Source organism: Geomonas sp. (assembly GCF_056994735.1).
In genome coordinates, this window is record NZ_JBXKJL010000005.1 from 1 (window position 1) to 16,730 (window position 16,730).

At 62.0% G+C, this 16,730-nt stretch carries 11 protein-coding genes; 5 read left to right on the forward strand and 6 right to left on the reverse strand.

The features are described from left to right. Window positions 1–5 precede the first annotated feature (5 nt). Both AC11W3_RS00180 and AC11W3_RS00185 read right to left on the reverse strand, forming a co-directional pair. The gene (locus tag AC11W3_RS00180) at window positions 6–1,271 is read right to left on the reverse strand and encodes an acetate kinase (protein ID WP_484092280.1); all 1,266 of its coding nucleotides are present in this window, start codon (window positions 1,269–1,271) and stop codon (window positions 6–8) included. Window positions 1,272–1,414: 143 nt separating this feature from the next. Then, window positions 1,415–2,344: a polysaccharide deacetylase family protein gene (locus AC11W3_RS00185; RefSeq protein WP_484090947.1), complete on the reverse strand. Its 930-nt coding sequence runs from the start codon at window positions 2,342–2,344 to the stop codon at window positions 1,415–1,417. 275 nt (window positions 2,345–2,619) lie between these two features. Between AC11W3_RS00185 and recC the strand changes: the two genes are divergently transcribed. From recC to AC11W3_RS00210, 5 genes are all read left to right on the forward strand, one after another. Next, window positions 2,620–5,838 (forward strand): exodeoxyribonuclease V subunit gamma, encoded by a 3,219-nt coding sequence (gene recC, locus AC11W3_RS00190; protein ID WP_484092281.1) that lies wholly within the window; start codon window positions 2,620–2,622, stop codon window positions 5,836–5,838. Between the two features lie 60 nt (window positions 5,839–5,898). Next, complete coding sequence (gene recB / locus AC11W3_RS00195) at window positions 5,899–9,210, forward strand: exodeoxyribonuclease V subunit beta (RefSeq protein ID WP_484090949.1); 3,312 nt, start codon at window positions 5,899–5,901, stop codon at window positions 9,208–9,210. A gap of 291 nt (window positions 9,211–9,501) precedes the next feature. Further along, window positions 9,502–11,289: an exodeoxyribonuclease V subunit alpha gene (recD, locus tag AC11W3_RS00200; RefSeq protein WP_484090957.1), complete on the forward strand. Its 1,788-nt coding sequence runs from the start codon at window positions 9,502–9,504 to the stop codon at window positions 11,287–11,289. 337 nt (window positions 11,290–11,626) lie between these two features. Next, window positions 11,627–12,427, forward strand: coding sequence for an alpha/beta fold hydrolase (locus tag AC11W3_RS00205; protein WP_484090950.1), 801 nt, complete (start codon window positions 11,627–11,629; stop codon window positions 12,425–12,427). Further along, the gene (locus tag AC11W3_RS00210) at window positions 12,424–13,773 is read left to right on the forward strand and encodes a DNA recombination protein RmuC (RefSeq protein ID WP_484090951.1); all 1,350 of its coding nucleotides are present in this window, start codon (window positions 12,424–12,426) and stop codon (window positions 13,771–13,773) included. The genes AC11W3_RS00205 and AC11W3_RS00210 overlap by 4 nt, the downstream gene beginning before the upstream one ends. 40 nt (window positions 13,774–13,813) lie before the next feature. Here AC11W3_RS00210 and AC11W3_RS00215 read toward each other — a convergent pair whose 3' ends face one another. From AC11W3_RS00215 to AC11W3_RS00230, 4 genes are all read right to left on the reverse strand, one after another. Next, window positions 13,814–14,284 carry a CHRD domain-containing protein gene (locus AC11W3_RS00215; protein ID WP_484090952.1) on the reverse strand — a complete coding sequence of 157 codons (471 nt, stop codon included), beginning with the start codon at window positions 14,282–14,284 and terminating at the stop codon, window positions 13,814–13,816. Window positions 14,285–14,408: 124 nt separating this feature from the next. Further along, window positions 14,409–14,798, reverse strand: a complete 390-nt coding sequence (locus AC11W3_RS00220) for an acyl-CoA carboxylase biotin carboxyl carrier protein subunit (RefSeq protein WP_484090953.1) — start codon at window positions 14,796–14,798, stop codon at window positions 14,409–14,411. Between the two features lie 125 nt (window positions 14,799–14,923). Continuing rightward, window positions 14,924–15,115, reverse strand: a complete 192-nt coding sequence (locus tag AC11W3_RS00225) for a hypothetical protein (protein WP_484090954.1) — start codon at window positions 15,113–15,115, stop codon at window positions 14,924–14,926. Between the two features lie 9 nt (window positions 15,116–15,124). Further along, the gene (locus tag AC11W3_RS00230) at window positions 15,125–16,669 is read right to left on the reverse strand and encodes an acyl-CoA carboxylase subunit beta (protein WP_484090955.1); all 1,545 of its coding nucleotides are present in this window, start codon (window positions 16,667–16,669) and stop codon (window positions 15,125–15,127) included. Between the last annotated feature and the right edge of the window lie 61 nt (window positions 16,670–16,730).

Below are 16,730 nucleotides of genomic sequence, written 5' to 3' on the forward strand. Positions count from 1 at the left end.
CGGCATCAAACCGCCGCCGGCACGCCTTCGAAATCCGGCACCCGCACCGCGTGAGGGATCTCCTTCTCCCAGTCGAGGATCACTGCCACGTCCTCATTGAGCACCATGTCCTCGCCGGACGGCATGGCGAAGACCTTGACCCGCGAGTCGTCGGTGCTGATCATCATCTCCTTGCCGCCACGGAGCGCCTCACGGTCTCGTTCCACATCGATCTTGATGCCGAATTGCTCCATATCCATGAGCGCCATCCCGCGGATCGGCCAGTCCTCCCACCCTTCCCCGTAGGTGAAGACGATGGCATCGGGCTTGCCGATGACGGCGAGGTACCCGCCGAGGTACTTCCTGAGCCGGTAGGACTCCATCTCCAGGGCCAAGCGGCAGCGGGGATCGCCGTTGCCGGCTTCTTCAAAGAGGTTGCGCCGGGTCATCCTGCGCCCCACGATCCCGGTCAGGCCGCTCTTCTGGTTCATGAACAGATCGATCTCGCTTGCCGAGATCCCCGCCTCGTTGATCATGAAGGGAACGATCCCTGCGTCAATGTCGCCGCACCTGTTCCCCATCATGACCCCTTCCAGAGGTGTCAGCCCCATGCTGGTGTCGACCGAGACGCCGTTACGCAGGGCGCAGAGGGAGACGCCGTTGCCGGTATGCACCGTGACCATGTTGGCCTGCTCCAGCGGGACGCCTGCCAAAGCTGCGCCCCTTCTGGCTGCGTAGAAATGGGACTGGCCATGAAAACCGTACCGCCTGACGCCGTGCTTTTTGTACCACTCGTACGGGACGGGGTAGATATAGGCCTCTTCGGGCATGGTCTGGTGGAAGGCTGTATCGAAGATTGCTACGTGGGGTATGTGAGGTAACAACGCTCTCGCCGCATGGATTCCGGCCAGGTTGGGATTGTTGTGCAGAGGAGCGAGGGAGGCCATCTCCTTGATGGCATCGGTTACGTCCTCATCGATGAGTACGGATTGGGTGAACTTCTCCCCGCCGTGCACGACCCGGTGCCCCACCGCCCCAATCCTGGCGGCGTCCCCGATCACCCCGATCCTCGGATCGGTCAGTGTCTTCAGGATGAGCTTCAGCGCATCCTTGTGGTCAGCGCACTCCCCGTCCAGGTGCTGCGGGTCATGCCCGGGAACCCTGTGGGTGATGAATGAATCCCCCACCACGATCCGCTCCACCTTCCCGTTAGCCAAGGAGACTCCACGTCTCCAGTCGAAGAGTTGGTACTGCGCGGAAAACCGACGGCAGTTGAGAGTGAGAATAAGCATGATGAAAAGCTCCCGGATTGAGCAGGGTTGGACCTTAAGAAGGACCAAGGGGGCAATCTATCACGCTCGGGTTAAAACTGCAAATGATAAGCGGATATCACAGGACCAGATCGGCGATAAAAGCGCGATATGGAAGGTGTTTTTCAGGCCATGACACTCGCTCTCCAGAAGGAAGCCATCTCCTGGGGGAGCGGATGCCAGTACTGGCCCTGGTACTCGGTCTTGATGTGCTCCAGCAGAGCACGGTAGAGCTCAGGGTCGTATTCGTCGAAGTTGGGACGCTGCTCGAATGCCATGTAATCGGGATGGGTGATCAGCAGGGCCATCCCCCCGTGCTCCGCGAGCCAGCTGAGCTTCTCCTTCCAGATGGCGATGTCCTGCTCCTTGAACAGCACGAAAAGGGTGAAGTCCTGCGGCAGCGTGTAGGGGAGCTCGACATATTCCCTCCCCGGCACCTTCGCCTGGTGAACCGGGAAAATGGTCCTCAGCCCATCCGACTGCGGCTCGAAAGGATCGGTGTCGAAGGAGGAGGCATCATAACGTATGTCAAGGGTGTGGAGCAGGTCGAAGTCGTGATACATGCACGGCGAACGGAATCCCACCGCCTCCCATTCCTTCAGATACTCGTTGATGCCGGCGGCATGCCGGGCGAAGGCCGCCGGCGACTCATACAGCTGCCTCCCGTGTTCCAGGCCGTGCACCCCCACCTCGAAGCCCTCTGTCACCAACCTGCGGCGCAGCTCTGCCGGAAGGTAGTAGTCCTTGGCCACGAAGTTGAACGAGGAACGGAATCCTTCTTGAACCTCAAGTGCCATCAATTGTTCGCAGCGGGCGACACCGCGGGCGGTATCGACGTCATGGGTAAGGACCACGGCGAAGCGCTTTTTCTGCGGCCAACCTGAAAAACCGGGCGGGCGTGTTGCGGCCCCGTGATCTATCGGCCAGGCAGCGGCATGTTTCTTCCGCTTACGCTGGGCCACCAGGCTTCGAATCTGAATCTGCAGTTTGCGGGGCATCAAAGGCTTCACCAGGTAGTAGGCGCGGGCGATGATTTCCTCGTCGATGACTTTCATGAGCGGCGTCCTTTGGATGAGATTGAGCGAGGGTTGAGGCTGTAGCGCGAGGTACTTACACCAATGAATATACAGGGCAGGGTCGACTTTGCAAACGCGCAGGGCCGCCACCCTCCCCTGCAGGGAGGGCAAATCGAACACGCCTCGCTCTTTTTTGGCGAAGACAGCACTCGAATCATGTGCTATGTTTCTAGCATTTTTTCGCCTGCCCCAGCCACCTCCTCCCCCGTTGCCGGTCTTCGGCGGAAGGTGGAATCCGCAAGGTCGGAGCGCTGATGCCCCTGAAGATATACACCAGCAATAGCATGGAGCGGTTGGTGGACGGCCTGGAGAAGGTGGTGCGCGCCCCGCTCCCCGCGCCTTTCACCCCCTTCACCAAGGAAGTCATCGTCGTCCAGAGCAAGGGGATGCAGCGCTGGCTTTCGATGGAACTTGCCTCGAGGCTGGGGGTATGGGCCAACTGCGACTTCCCCTTCCCGAACAAGATCATCGACCTCATCTTCAGCCGTGTCCTTCCCGACTGCCCTACCCAGACCGACTACTTCAAGCCCGAGGTGATGACCTGGAAGCTGATGGGGCTCCTTCAGGAGAGCATCGGGAGGGAAGGCTTCGGCGAGATCTCCGGGTACCTCGCCGAAGACCGGGACGGAGTGAAGCGGATGCAGCTTGCCCGGCGGGTCGCGGACACCTTCGACAGGTACACGGTCTACCGCCCCGACATGCTCCTGGAGTGGGAGTCCGGGAAGGAGAACGAGTGGCAGGCCCAGCTCTGGCGCGAGCTGACGGGCGGGACAGGGGAGAAGCACCGCGGGCGGCTGCTTCATGAATTCCAGGAGGGACTGTCGGCGGCCGCACTGGGAGGCCAGCCTCGACTGTCGGTGATCGGCATCCCGACGCTGCCCCCCTTCTACCTCAAGGTCCTGGTCCAGGTGGCCCGGCACATCGAGGTCAACCTCTTCCTTCTGAACCCCTGCCGTCAGTACTGGGGCGAAATCGTCTCCGAGAAGAAACTGGCGGAACTAAATCGCGGAGGGCAGGGACAGGATCTGTGGTTCGAGACGGGGAATCCCCTGCTCGCCTCGTGGGGGAAGCTCGGCAGGGAATTCTTCAAGTCGATCATAGACCGCTGCGGAGATCAAGAGACCGAGGAGACCTTCGTGGAGATCCCGCCCGACTCGCTGCTGCACGCCATCCAGGCGGACATTCTGGACCTGCGGGGCACCGAGAGCCGCGGCTGCGACCTCCACGGCGACCAATCTATCCTGGTGCACTCCTGCCACTCGCCCATGCGCGAGATCGAGGTGCTCTACGACACGCTCCTCGACATTTTCAACTCTGACCCGACCTTGACACCGCGCGACGTGCTGGTCATGACGCCGGACATCGAGACGTACGCACCCTACATCTCCGCCGTCTTCGACACCCCGGAGGAGGGGGGGCAACGGATCCCCTACTCGATCGCTGACAGGAGCATGAAGAGCGAGGGGGAGGCGGCGCGGGCCCTGCTGGCGATCCTGCGGCTCTGCGGCGGGAGGTACGGCGTCTCCGGCGTCCTCGACATCCTGGAATCCCCCCCGGTGGCCCGCCGTTTCGACCTGAGCGGCGACGACCTCGAGACCGTGCGGGACTGGCTGAGGGCGGCCAACATCAGGTGGGGGATCGACGCGGACCAGCGGAGCGAGCACGGGGTCCCCCCCTTCCAGGAGAACTCGTGGGAGGCGGGGCTCAACCGCCTGCTGCTGGGATACGCCATCGACGGCGAAGGCCGCTCCTTCTTCAACGGCATCCTCCCCTTTGACGAGATCGAAGGTGGTGTCGCCGTCGTCCTCGGACGCTTCCTGTCCTTCTGCGAAAAGCTCTTCGCCCATACCCGGGCCCTCACCAGGCCGCGCAGCACCGGCGACTGGATGGAGGCCCTTAGGGAGCTGCTGACCGACTTCATAGAGCCGGACCAGGACGGCGAGCGCGAGGTACATTCGCTGACGGAGCTGGCAGGGAAGCTGGGGAGTTACGGCGAGGTGGCGGGATTCACCGGTGAAATCGGCATCGAGGTGGTGCGCTACTGGCTCGAAGAGCGGCTGGGGCAGTCACAAAGCGGCTTCGGCTTTCTTGCCGGCGGAGTAACCTTCTGCGCGATGGTGCCGATGCGCAGCATTCCCTTTCCCATCGTGGCCCTGATCGGCATGGACGATGGAGCCTTCCCCCGCAGGGACCGGGTGCAGGCTTTTGACAGGATCGCGCAAAACCCGCAGCCGTGCGACAAGTCGAAGAGGGATGAGGATCACTACCTGTTCCTGGAGGCGCTCCTGTCGGCGCGCAAGCGTCTCCACATAAGCTATGTGGGACAGAGCCTGAAGGACAACAGCGACCTGCCGCCGAGCGTCCTGGTGAGCGAACTGACGGAGTATGCGGAGAAAACATTCCAGAAGCGGGACGGGCCTCCCCGGACCTTGACGGTGTGCCACCCGCTGCAGCCCTTCAATCCGAAATACTTCGGGGGTGACCCACTTCTCTTCAGCTACTCCAGGCAGAACTGCGCCGGAGCCGTGGCGAAGCTGACTCCGGAGCTGATCCCAGCCCCCTTCATGCGGTCGCCGCTGGCGCCGATCGAGGAAGAATCGACGGTAACGCTGAAGTCGCTGGTTGATTTCCTGTGCAGCCCGGCCAAGGAGCTGCTACGCCGCCGGCTGGGTATCAGGATCGAGCAGGGAGTGGAGCCGCTCGAGGAATGCGAGCCGTTCGGCCTCGGTTCCCTGGTGAAGTATCAGCTGGAGCAGGAGATGGTGGCGGCAGTGCTGCGAGGGGACGATGTCTCCGCCGCCCTCGACGTGGCCCGCGGCCGGGGGGATCTCCCTCCCGGAGAATGTGGCGCCGCCCTTTTCGAGAGACTCAGTGAACCGGCAGCCGAATTCGCAGCCAAGGTCTCCGAGGCCTCATGCGGAGAGACCCTGCCGCCGCTGGACGTGGACATCAAGCTTCCGGCGGGGCGGATAATCGGCAGGATCGGATCGATCAGGACCGACCGGCTGGTCCTCTATCGCTATACGAGCCTGAAGGCCAAGGATCAGCTGAGGCTCTGGGTAGAGCACCTGGCCCTGAACTGCGCCGCTGCCGAGGGTTATCCCCTGGAGTCCACCTTCCTCGCCGCCGACGCGACCGTCAACCTGCCCCCCGTCGAGGACTGCCGGAACCTGCTTGACCAGCTTCTGGCGCTTTACCTGAGGGGAATGGGATACCCGGTGAAGTTCTTCCCGGAGGCGTCGCTCGAGTACGCGAAGAAGGCGAGGGATCCGAAGAAGGCAGCCAGGGCGCTGGCCGATGCCAAGGGTAAATGGCACGGCAGCGAGTTCTATCCCGGCGAAGGGAAGGAGTGCCACTGCCGCCGCTGTTTCGGCGACGAGGACCCCCTGGACGAGGAATTCATCGCCACCGCCGTTGCCGTCTGGGAGCCGCTGCTGGGCTGCCAGGTAACCGACGGCAAGAAGAAACGATAAACGGTTGTAAAGTCCCCCTTTGCCGCCGCCTCCCACGAAAACCAAGCTGGTACGAGAGAAATGAAAAAGTTCGACCTCCTCAATACCCCCCTTGCCGGGCGCAACCTCATCGAGGCCAGCGCCGGGACCGGGAAGACCTTCACCATCGCCGGGGTGTACCTGCGGCTCGTGCTCGAGCTGCGCCTGAAGGTCTCCGAGATCCTGGTGGTGACTTTTACCGAGGCGGCCACCAAGGAGCTGAGGGAGAGGATCCGGAAAAGACTGAAGGAGGCTGGGGAGGCTTTCGAACAGGGAGACGTGAAAGACCCGCTCCTGTCGGGACTGCTGCTGAAGATCAAGGATCACGCGGACGCGAAGCGGCTGCTGGCGAGTGCGGTGCGATCCTTCGACGAGGCCGCGATCTTCACCATACACGGATTCTGCCAGCGCATCCTGCAGGAGCATCCATTCGAAAGTGGATCGCTTTGCGACACGGAATTGATGACGGACCAGGGAATGGTCCTCAGGGAAATCGCCCAGGATTACTGGCGCATCAAATGCTACGGCGCACCTCGGGAGAGGGTCGCGGCTGCCACCGACGCAGGCATCTCCCCAGGCTCCCTGCTCGCCATGGCCAGGCGCGTCTGCGCGGATCCTTTCGCCTCGGTAATTCCCGCTCCGCCTTCCTCGACCGAGGAAATCGAAGAGTGGCTCTTCTCGCTGAAGAGGGGCTTCTTCGATTACCTGGCGCAGGAACTTCCGAAGCGAAAACAGGTGAGGAACATCCGCTCCTTTGACGACCTCCTCCTCGATCTCCACCTCGCGCTCAAACGCCAGGGGTCGACGCTGCCGCGGCTGATCCGCGAGCGTTACCAGGCCAGTCTGATCGACGAGTTCCAGGACACGGACCCGGTGCAGTTCGAGATCTTCAACTCCATCTACCCGAAAGGAAATTCCTCCCCGTTCTTCCTGATCGGCGATCCGAAGCAGGCGATCTACAGTTTCCGCGGCGCCGACATCTTCGCCTACATCGGTGCGGCCAGAAATACCGAGGCCAAGCATACGCTCCTAGAAAACTGGCGCTCGGAGCCGCCGTTGATCAGCGCGGTGAACAGCATCTTCAAGTTCAAGGAGCTGCCGTTTCTGTTCGAGGACATTCCGTTTACCCCTGTTCAGGCCGCGGAGCAAAAGACCAGGATACTGACCGAGAAGGGCGAGAACACGCCTCCGCTGAAGTTCTGGTTCACGCCACGCAAGGAGGCGGGGAAGCCGATCAACAAGGGAGATGCGTGGGAAATGCTCCCGGAAAGCGTGGCCTCGGAAATTTCCAGGCTGCTTCGGGCCGGGGCCGCGGGGACGTTGCAAATAGAGGGGCCGGATGGCGATAAGCGCCCCGTGCAGCCTGGGGACATCGCGGTCCTCGTCCGGGCGAACCGGCAGGCAAAGCTCATGCAGCGCGCCCTCACCCGCCGGGCGATCCCCAGCGTCCTTTGCAGCGCAGGCAACCTATTCGAATCCGAGGAAGCAGCCGAGCTGCTGAGAATCCTCTCGGCGGTGGCCGAGCCGGGGCACGAGGCGCTGCTGCGGGGAGCGCTGGCGACCGACCTGGTCGGTGTTGGCGGCGGTCAGCTGGCAGAATTGATGGCAGACGAGACGCTTTGGGAAACGGTCCTCGAGGAATTCCGCAGCTACCACGAGACCTGGAAGGCCAGCGGCTGCATGGCGATGTCCCTGCGCTTCATGGAGCGCCGCATGGTCCGGGAGCGCCTGTTGTCGGCCGCGATGGGCGAGCGGCGGCTGACGAACCTGCTGCACACGGTGGAGACGATCCACCAGGCCCAGGTCGAAGGGCATCTGGGGATGGAAGGCGTCATCGCCTGGCTCGCCTGCCGCATCACGGAGGAGCCGAAGAAGGAAGAGCATGAGATCCGCCTGGAAACCGATGAGGCGGCGGTGCAGCTGGTGACCATCCACAAGAGCAAGGGGCTTGAGTACCCGATCGTCTTCCTCCCCTTCTGCTGGTCCGAGTTCGGCGGCAAGGACGAGGGCGCCCTCTACCATGATGAAAATGGAAGGGTCGTGCTCGACATCGGCTCGCCCGAGCTTGCCGCGCACAAGGAGCTGGCGCGGCGGGAGGCCCTGGCGGAAAGCCTGAGGCTCCTCTACGTCGCCTTGACCCGCGGCAAGCACCGCACCTACCTGGTCTGGGGCGCCTTCAAGGATGCCGGTGATTCGGCCATGCATTACCTCCTGCACCGTGACGTAAAACCGGCCAGGGGGCAGGTGACGCTCACGGACGAGGCGATACTTGCCGAGCTGGCCGAGCTGGCAGCTTCCTCGGATGGTGCGATAGAGGTGCTCCCTATTCCGGCTGCGGATCGGGAGCTCTACCTTCCGAAAGCTGTCGACGAGTCCGAACTCAGGCCGAAGGAATTCAAGGGCACGATAACCAGAGAGTGGCGGGTGGCAAGCTTCACCTCGCTGGCCACCACACAGCACCATGCCGCGGAGCTTCCCGATCGAGACGAAGGTTCGCGCGATGCGGCGCCCCAACCGGCACAACCCGTGGAAGCGACGGGCATTTTCGCCTTCCCTCGCGGTGCCAAGGCCGGTATCTTCCTCCATGAGATATTCGAGAAGTATGACTTCACCTCGCACCGTGAAGCGCTCGACGCCCTGGTGGCAGAGTTGCTGAAGAACCATGGATTTGCGCCGGAGTGGAAAGGCGCGGTGTCCTCGATGGTGCAGAACGTGCTGCAAGCCCCGCTGGGCGAGGAGAACTTCGCTCTTTCCCAGGTAGGAGGGGACCGGCGGCTGACAGAGCTGGAATTCTTCTTCCCGCTCGCTGCCGTGACCTCGGAGCGGTTGCGGGAGGCCGTGTCGCACTTCTCGAAACAGGCCTTTCCTGTTGACCTGATGGAGCTGTTCAGCCGGCTTTCGTTCGCGCCCGTGCAAGGGATGCTGCGGGGCTTCATGGACCTGGTGGTCGAGCACGGCGGGCGCTACTACATCCTGGACTGGAAGTCGAACCACCTGGGTAACAGGGTGGAGGATTATGACGGACCAGGAATGCGCCGGGAGATGGAGCACAACCTCTATCCGCTCCAGTACCTCCTCTACACCGTGGCACTGGACAATTACCTCAGGCTCCGGATTCCGGGCTATGACTACGACCGGCATTTCGGCGGAGTTTTCTACGTCTTCCTCCGTGGTGTCGACGGCAACGGGAACGGCATTTTCGCGGATCGTCCGCCGAAGGCATTGATAGAGGAGCTGTCAAAAGTGCTGGTCGGGGCTGTGCAGGGTTCGTCTCCGGAGCCTGCCGCTCCAGCCAAGGGGGCGAAACCCGCGGCCCCCATCTACGATAGGGATCAAGGGGTTCTGCCCTTATAAATGCGCCCTTTGACAGGCTCAGGACGAACGGCTTTCATAGTGCAGCGGTACGTTATTCATTCCCGCGAGCTGTCGAAGCATGCAAGGCCGTGTGAACCGTTCGTGCCGAGCTCGTCGAAGCACGCAAGCCGGTTATGCTGACCGTTCATGCCGAGCCTGTCGAAGCACGCAATGCAGTGGGTTTCAAAATAGCAGCACTAGCTCAGATAATGGCGACCCTCACCCTTTCCCCTCGCGCCGAAGAGCTTCAGCGCGCAGGCCCGGAGGGGGAGGGGAGATCTTTTGATTACGGTGACCACCATGACTCCTGAAGGAGTTCAACTTAACGACATCGATAGGCACTTCGCCTCTTTCATCTGCCGGCAGGCGGGAAGCTCCGATCCTCATCTCGAGGCGGCAGCAGCCCTCCTGAGCCGTGGCGTCGTGGCCGGAGATGTCTGCCTCGACCTTGCTTCTGCCGTCAACGAGGGCGATGCCGCTGCCTTCGGTATCCTGAAGGTGGAGGAATGGACAAAACGCCTGGCCTCCTTCTCTGTAGTCGGTGCACCTGGAGAGTTCAAGCCTCTGATACTGGACGAGGCGAACCGGCTCTACCTGCACCGCTATTGGCGCTACGAACAGGAACTGGCCCAAGCGATTCTGGAAAGGGGGGCGCCGGTACCCATCAACAGGAGCCTTCTCAAGGAAGGCGCCGCTCGCCTCTTCCCTGATCGTGGCGAAACAGACTGGCAGCGTGTGGCCGCGATCGCGGCGGTGACCAGACGCTTCTGTGTCATCTCGGGAGGCCCCGGAACCGGCAAGACCTCAACAGTGATCAAGGTCCTGGCCCTGCTCCTGGAGCAGCAAGGTGGAGAGAGCTGCCGCATCGCCCTCGCCGCCCCGACAGGGAAGGCCGCCGCACGGCTCAAGGAATCGATGTCAGGCGGGGTCGACTGCACTGATGATGTGCGGGCGCTGATACCGGAGGATGTCTTCACCTTGCACCGGCTGCTCGGCTACCTGAAGGGGTCCTGCAGCTTCCGCCACAACAGTGAAAATCCGCTACCGTACGACGTCGTTATCGTTGACGAAGCCTCGATGGTCTCCCTGCCGCTGATGGCCAAGCTGGTCGACGCCCTGCGACACGACACCCGGCTCATACTCCTCGGCGACCGCGACCAGTTGGCTTCGGTTGAAGCAGGCGCCGTCCTGGGAGACATCTGCAACTCCGGGGGTGCCGAGGGATTCTCCGCTGATTTCGCAACACTGGCCGCTGAAGTGGGAGGAGACAGCCTTCCGGAGCAGCAATCAGTCAGCCGGCTCGGAGACGCCGTGGTGCTCCTCAAGAAAAGCTACCGGTTCTCCTCATCCAGTGGAATAGGGAAGGTCGGCGCCATGGTCAACTCAGGCGACGGCGCCGGTGCCCTTGCGGCATTGATGACTGAGGAGGATGGCGATATCTCCATCGCCCCGACGCCCTCGGCAGCCGGCCTTGCCGATGCCCTGGCCGGACGGATCCTGGCAGGCTTTTCGGAATATCTCGAAGCTGATTCGGCGGAGGAAGCCTTTGCCCGTTTCGGGAGATTCCGGATCCTCTGCGCCATGCGAAACGGCCCCTATGGAGTCGACGCCATCAACCTGCTGGTTCGGGAACGCCTGGCGAAGGCGGGCCTGATCCATCCCGAAGGACGCTGGTACGCTGGGGAGCCGGTGATGATCACCTGCAATGACTACAACATCGGCCTATTCAACGGGGACGTTGGGCTTATTCTCAGGGACCCCGAGTCCGGCGGCGATCTGCGCGCCTTCTTACCCTCCGGGTCCGGGCAGATGCGCAAGGTGCTGCCCCTGAGGCTACCGGAGCACGAGCCGGCCTTCGCCATGACCGTGCACAAGAGCCAAGGGTCGGAGTTCGACAACGTGCTGCTGATTCTCCCGGACCGCGACGCGCCGATCCTGACCCGCGAGCTGATCTACACTGCCATAACCAGGGCGAAGAAATCGGTGGAGGTCATGGGGGCGGACGAGCTTTTCCTTGCCGCCGTCCGCCGGCGTATCATTAGAAGATCTGGACTGCGGGACCGGCTTTGGCATAATTGACCGGATTTTAAAAACCCCATCCGTTGGCCTCGGAGGCACGCGGAGAAAAGCTAACACACCAAAGGCTTTTAGCGCGGGATCAGAATCTGAGCGAATCTGATACAACCGTAAAAACTACAGGCACCAGGGAGCGCTCCCCTCGATAAAACCCTGTGAAAGCCGTTCGTGCTGAGCTTGTCGAAGCACGCAAGGCAGTGAATCGGTAGCTGAACTAGCACAGATAATGACGACTGCCCCCACCCCCGCCCCTTGCTCTCCCGCTTGCGCGCCGAAGCGCTTCGGCGCGCAGGCCTGCAGGCCCGCAGGGCGAGGGGAGACACAACAAAAGGACTCTGCTATGAAAATCAAAGTTAACGATATAGAGATGGCTTACGACGACCGCGGGGAGGGAGCGGCGATAGTCCTGGTTCACGGATTCCCCCTGAACCGCCAGATGTGGCAACCTCAATTCCAGGCTCTCACCGGCGGCGGATACCGGGTTATCGCCCCCGACCTCCGCGGTTTCGGAGCGAGCGAAGCTCCTCTCTCCGGTTACAGCATCGACGGCTTCGCCGATGATGTGGTGGCGCTTATGGACGCGCTCAAGATCGACCAGGCGGTGGTAGGCGGCATGTCCATGGGGGGCTATATCCTCATGAACCTGCTGGAGCGCCACCCGGACCGGGTCCGCGCCGCCTGCTTCATCGCCACCAAGAGCTCCGCCGACGACGAGCTCGGGCGCGCCCGCAGAACTGACATGGCTGCCGAAGCGGAACGCCTCGGCGCCAATCCGATCATCAAGATCTTCGCCGAGCTCCTCTTCGCCCCCGGCACGATTCAGGAGAAACCGCAGCTGGTCGCCAGGGTCACCTCCTGGATGCGGGAGACCAATCCGAGGGCGCTGGCAGGCGGACTGCTGGGGATGCGTGACAGGAAGGACTACACTCCGCTTCTCCCCACTTTCAGGAAGCCGTCCATCGTCCTGGCCGGTGCCGAGGACCGCACCGCCTCGCCTTACTCGCTTCAGCTCCTGACCTCCGGCCTTCCCTCCTGCCAAAGCCGCATCATCCAGAACGCCGGGCACATGGTGAATATGGAACAGCCGGAAGAATTCAACGCCACGCTCCTCCGATTCCTGGACGGCCTGGAGAAGAGATGAGTCAGGACCTCCTCCCCTTCATAGGCCTGCTGGTCTCCGGCTCCACGCTGGTCGTCTCCATATGCTGCTATCTCGCCTTGAAACGTGGCTCCTTATCGGAAGCACGGTTCGACCACATTGAGAAAAGGTTGGAGCAGCTGGAACGGACCTTCCAGGCGGAATTGGGAAGAAACCGGGAGGAACTGTCGGGAAGCCAGCGGCAGTTCGGAGAGGCCGTGCAGAGAAGGATGATGGATATGGCCTCGCTGCAGAAGGGACAGCTGGAGGGTTTCAGCCAGCAGTTGGGAACCCTCACGGCCAGTAACGAGCAGCGCCTGGACAAGTTGCGGGAGACCGTCGACCAGCGACTCAAGTGGCTTCAGGAAGACAATGCCAAGAAGCTGGAGCAGATGCGGGCCACGGTGGACGAGAAGCTTCACGAGACGCTGGAGAAGAGACTAGGTGAGTCGTTCAAGCAGGTGAGCGGGCAACTCGAACAGGTCCACAAGGGACTGGGGGAGATGCAATCGCTGGCCGCGGGGGTGGGCGATCTCAAGAAGGTCCTCTCCAACATCAAGACCCGCGGGACTCTCGGCGAGGTCCAGTTGCACAACCTGCTGGAGCAGATCCTGACCCCGGACCAGTACGGAGCCAACGTCGCCACCAAGCCCGGAAGCGATGCCAGGGTGGAGTTCGCGGTCCGGCTGCCGGGCAGGGACGATAAGCCCCTCTGGCTGCCTATCGACGCGAAATTTCCGCAGGAAGATTATTTGCGGCTTTTGGATGCGCAGGAGGAGGGGAATCAGACCGCCGTTGCGGAGGCCACCAGGCAGCTGGACAGGACGGTCGTGCAGATGGCGAAGATGATCTGCGACAAGTACATCTCCCCGCCCGATACCACCGATTTCGCCATCATGTTCCTGGTCAACGAAGGGAGCTACGCCACCGTGCTCAGCCGACCCGGGTTGTTCGATACCATCCTGCGCGAGCACAAGGTCATCGTGGCCGGCCCCACCACCATCGCCGCCCTCCTCTCCTCCCTCAGCCTCGGATTCAGGACCCTCACCATCGAGAAGCGCAGCAGCGAGGTCTGGCGCCTCCTCGGCGCCATCAAGGCCGAGTTCATGACCTTCGGCACCTTGCTGGAGAAGACCCGGAAGAAGCTGGATGAAGCCTCCTCCAGCATCGACACCGCGGCAACCCGCACCCGACGGATCCAGAAGAAGATGCAGGGAATCGAGCAGTTGCCGGCGCAGGAGGCAAGGGGGGTGCTGGGAGCGGACGAGGCAGAGTTGCCGGAGGGCGAGGTGACCGAACTTTTACTCATTGAAGAGGAGAAGGGGACGGAAGAGGCAGCGGTGAGGTGAGGCCCCTCCCGCTCGAGGGGGAGGGGCGCGAAGGCTTAAGCTAATCTCTCTTTATCTGTCCCCTTATCTCTCCATCCGGGTTGGCGTCGGTGTGGACGTTCACGTAGGCCCCGCCGGACTTCAGCAGTGTCGCCAGTTCACCCATCTTCCCTTTGAAGTCACCAAGCAGATCCTCGCTGTTTATGGTCCCCTCCGCCAAGATACCGCTGAATTTCCCCTTCTTGCTGCCGCTGAAGAGAGTCGCTACCGGCGGACCATCTTCCCCTTTCTTTCCGAGATGGATGTGGGCGGCGTTGCCGTCCACGAGGTTCTTCACATGTACCCTGAACTTGAGCTTCCTCTCGTTGTCGTACAGCCTGAATTCCGCTTTTCCGGAAGCTTTTGAATCAGGCTTCTTGAGCTCTTCCTTCGGGGTTAGCTTTGCCTTGAACTCATGTTCAGCGGCAAATGCGGTCGAGACCGCGAACACGACGGCCACTACTACCAGCAGCAACACTTTTACCTTTCCCATAACGCCTCCTTGTCAGTTGTGGTGTTACCTGCCACGCCCTTCGACTCGAAGGGGCTTCAAAATGCACTTTGGGACTGAAGACCATTCCTGCCTAGCCTGTCGACGCGCGTCGCTCCGGCCGATCTCACTCGAACTCAGCAATCGCCTGCCCCGGTTTTACGGCTTCTCCCAGCGAGACCAGGATCTTCGCCACCGTCCCTGACACGTGGGCGGTGATGTTGGTCTCCATCTTCATCGCTTCCAGGATCACCAGCAGGTCGTTGACCTCCAGGTGCTGTCCGACCTGGGCCACGATCTTGAAGACGACCCCTGCGATCGGGCTGCGACAGATCTTCTCGTCCCCCGGCCCTCCGGTTACCGGAGCGGGGGCCGCGGCCACTACCGGAGCGGTCGGGAAAGCCTGCAGCGTCGAGGTCGGCTCGGGGAATGCCGTAGGCAGCCGCACCTCTTCGCCCTCTTCCACCTCCACGTCAACCAGATATTTCTTCCCGTCTATGGTCAGATTCAGCTGCACGGCTCTTCTCCTTTAGGCTCTGCGTCGGTCGGCAACGCGACGTGTATCGTAGGCGCGGCCTCCCGGCGGCGAACCATCAGCGTTCCTTAGCGGCCGGGCGGCCGCTCCTGCAACAGGCAGAAGCATCATCGTCTGAGGTTATGGGATGCCTGCAGGACGACCCTGCTCGACTGGCCCCAGGCGTTGGCCTGCTGCGGGTCCACGAACCTTGCCTTCCTGATCCGGACCGTCTTCCCGAGATAGGCGGCAATGGAGGCCGACATCACCATCAGGAGCTCGGGAGTTATCTCGGAGTCTTGCTCTGTCCGCTGTTCCATGGCTTCCTCTCAAAGCGGTATCAGGCCGTGCTTCTTCATCGGCCGGAACTCCCGCTTGGTATGCAGAATGTCCAGCGTCATCGCCAGCTGGCGCCTCGTGTCGGCCGGCTCAATGATATCGTCGATCTCCCGGCGAGCCGCCGCGGCATAAGGGGTGGCGAACGTCGCCTGGTATGATGCCATCAATTCCTCGCGCTTCTGCCTGGAATCTGCCGCCTTGGCGATTTCGTCGCGGAAAATGACATTGACCGCGCCTTGCGGCCCCATAACCGCGATCTCCGCCGTTGGCCAGGCCAGCACCCGGTCGGTCTCCAGGTCCTTGCCGCACATGGCGAGGAATGCCCCGCCATAGGCCTTTCGCAGGATCACCGTGATCTTTGGAACGGTAGCGGACGAGTAGGCAAAGAGCATCTTGGCCCCGTGGCGGATGATTCCACCCTGCTCCTGCTGCACCCCCGGCAGGAAACCGGGGACATCGACCAAGGTGACCAGGGGGATGTTGAAGGCATTGCAGAAGCGTACGAAGCGCGCGCCCTTGTCGGAGGCATTGATGTCCAGGGCTCCGGCCAGCACGCACGGCTGGTTTGCCACGACTCCGATGCTGCGCCCCGCTATCCTGGCAAAGCCCACGACGAGATTCGGAGCGAAAAGGGGCTGCACCTCCAGGAACTCGGCGGAGTCGACCAGGCGGCTGATGATGGTGCGGACATCGTAACTTTTCTTCGCCTCGACCGGCACCAGACCGTTCAGCGTCTTGTCCGGTACGATCATGTCGTTCCATTCCGTCTGCGGCGCGTCATCCAGGTTGTTGGACGGCAGGAAGGACAGCAGCTTCTTGCAGATCTTTAGGGCAACCAGGTCGTTTTCCGCCAGGAAGTGCGCGACCCCCGCGCAGTTCATCTGCGAAAGCGGGCCACCAAGCGCCTCCGCGCTGATCTCCTCGCCGGTGGCCTCCTTGATGACCGAGGGGCCGGTAATGAACATGCGGGCGTTGGCGGTCTGGATAATGAAGTCGGTGAGGGCCGGGCTGTAGGCAGCGCCGCCGGCGCAGGGCCCGCAGATGAGTGAAATCTGCGGCACCACCCCGGAGAGCATGACGTTGTGGTAGAAGATCCTGCCGTAGCCGGCGAGTGAGTCGATCCCCTCCTGGATGCGGGCCCCTCCCGAATCGTTCATGAAGATGAAAGGTGAGCCCGTCTTGAGGGATGCCTCCATGGCCTGGACGATCTTGTCGCTATGCACCTCGCCCGCCGCCCCACCCGAGACGGTGAAGTCCTGGCTGGCCAGGTGGACCAGGCGGCCGCCGACGGTACCGGCGCCGGTTACCACCCCTTCGGCGGCGAGTTCCTTGTCCGCCATACCGAAGTTCGTGCAGCGGTGCTTCGCGAAGATACCCACCTCCTGAAAACTGTCCTTGTCGACCAGGGTCTCGACCCGCTCCCGCGCCGTCATGCTGCCGTTGGCGTGCTGCTGGTCTATCTTGGCCCGACCGCCCCCCAGCTTAAGCTCGCTCTTCCGGTCCTTCAGCTCTCTGATCTTTTCTTCCATGGACATGACCGTCTTCCTTTCTTGTCACGCAAAGCCGCCAAGGCGCAAAGTAAACCGAAATCCCGTT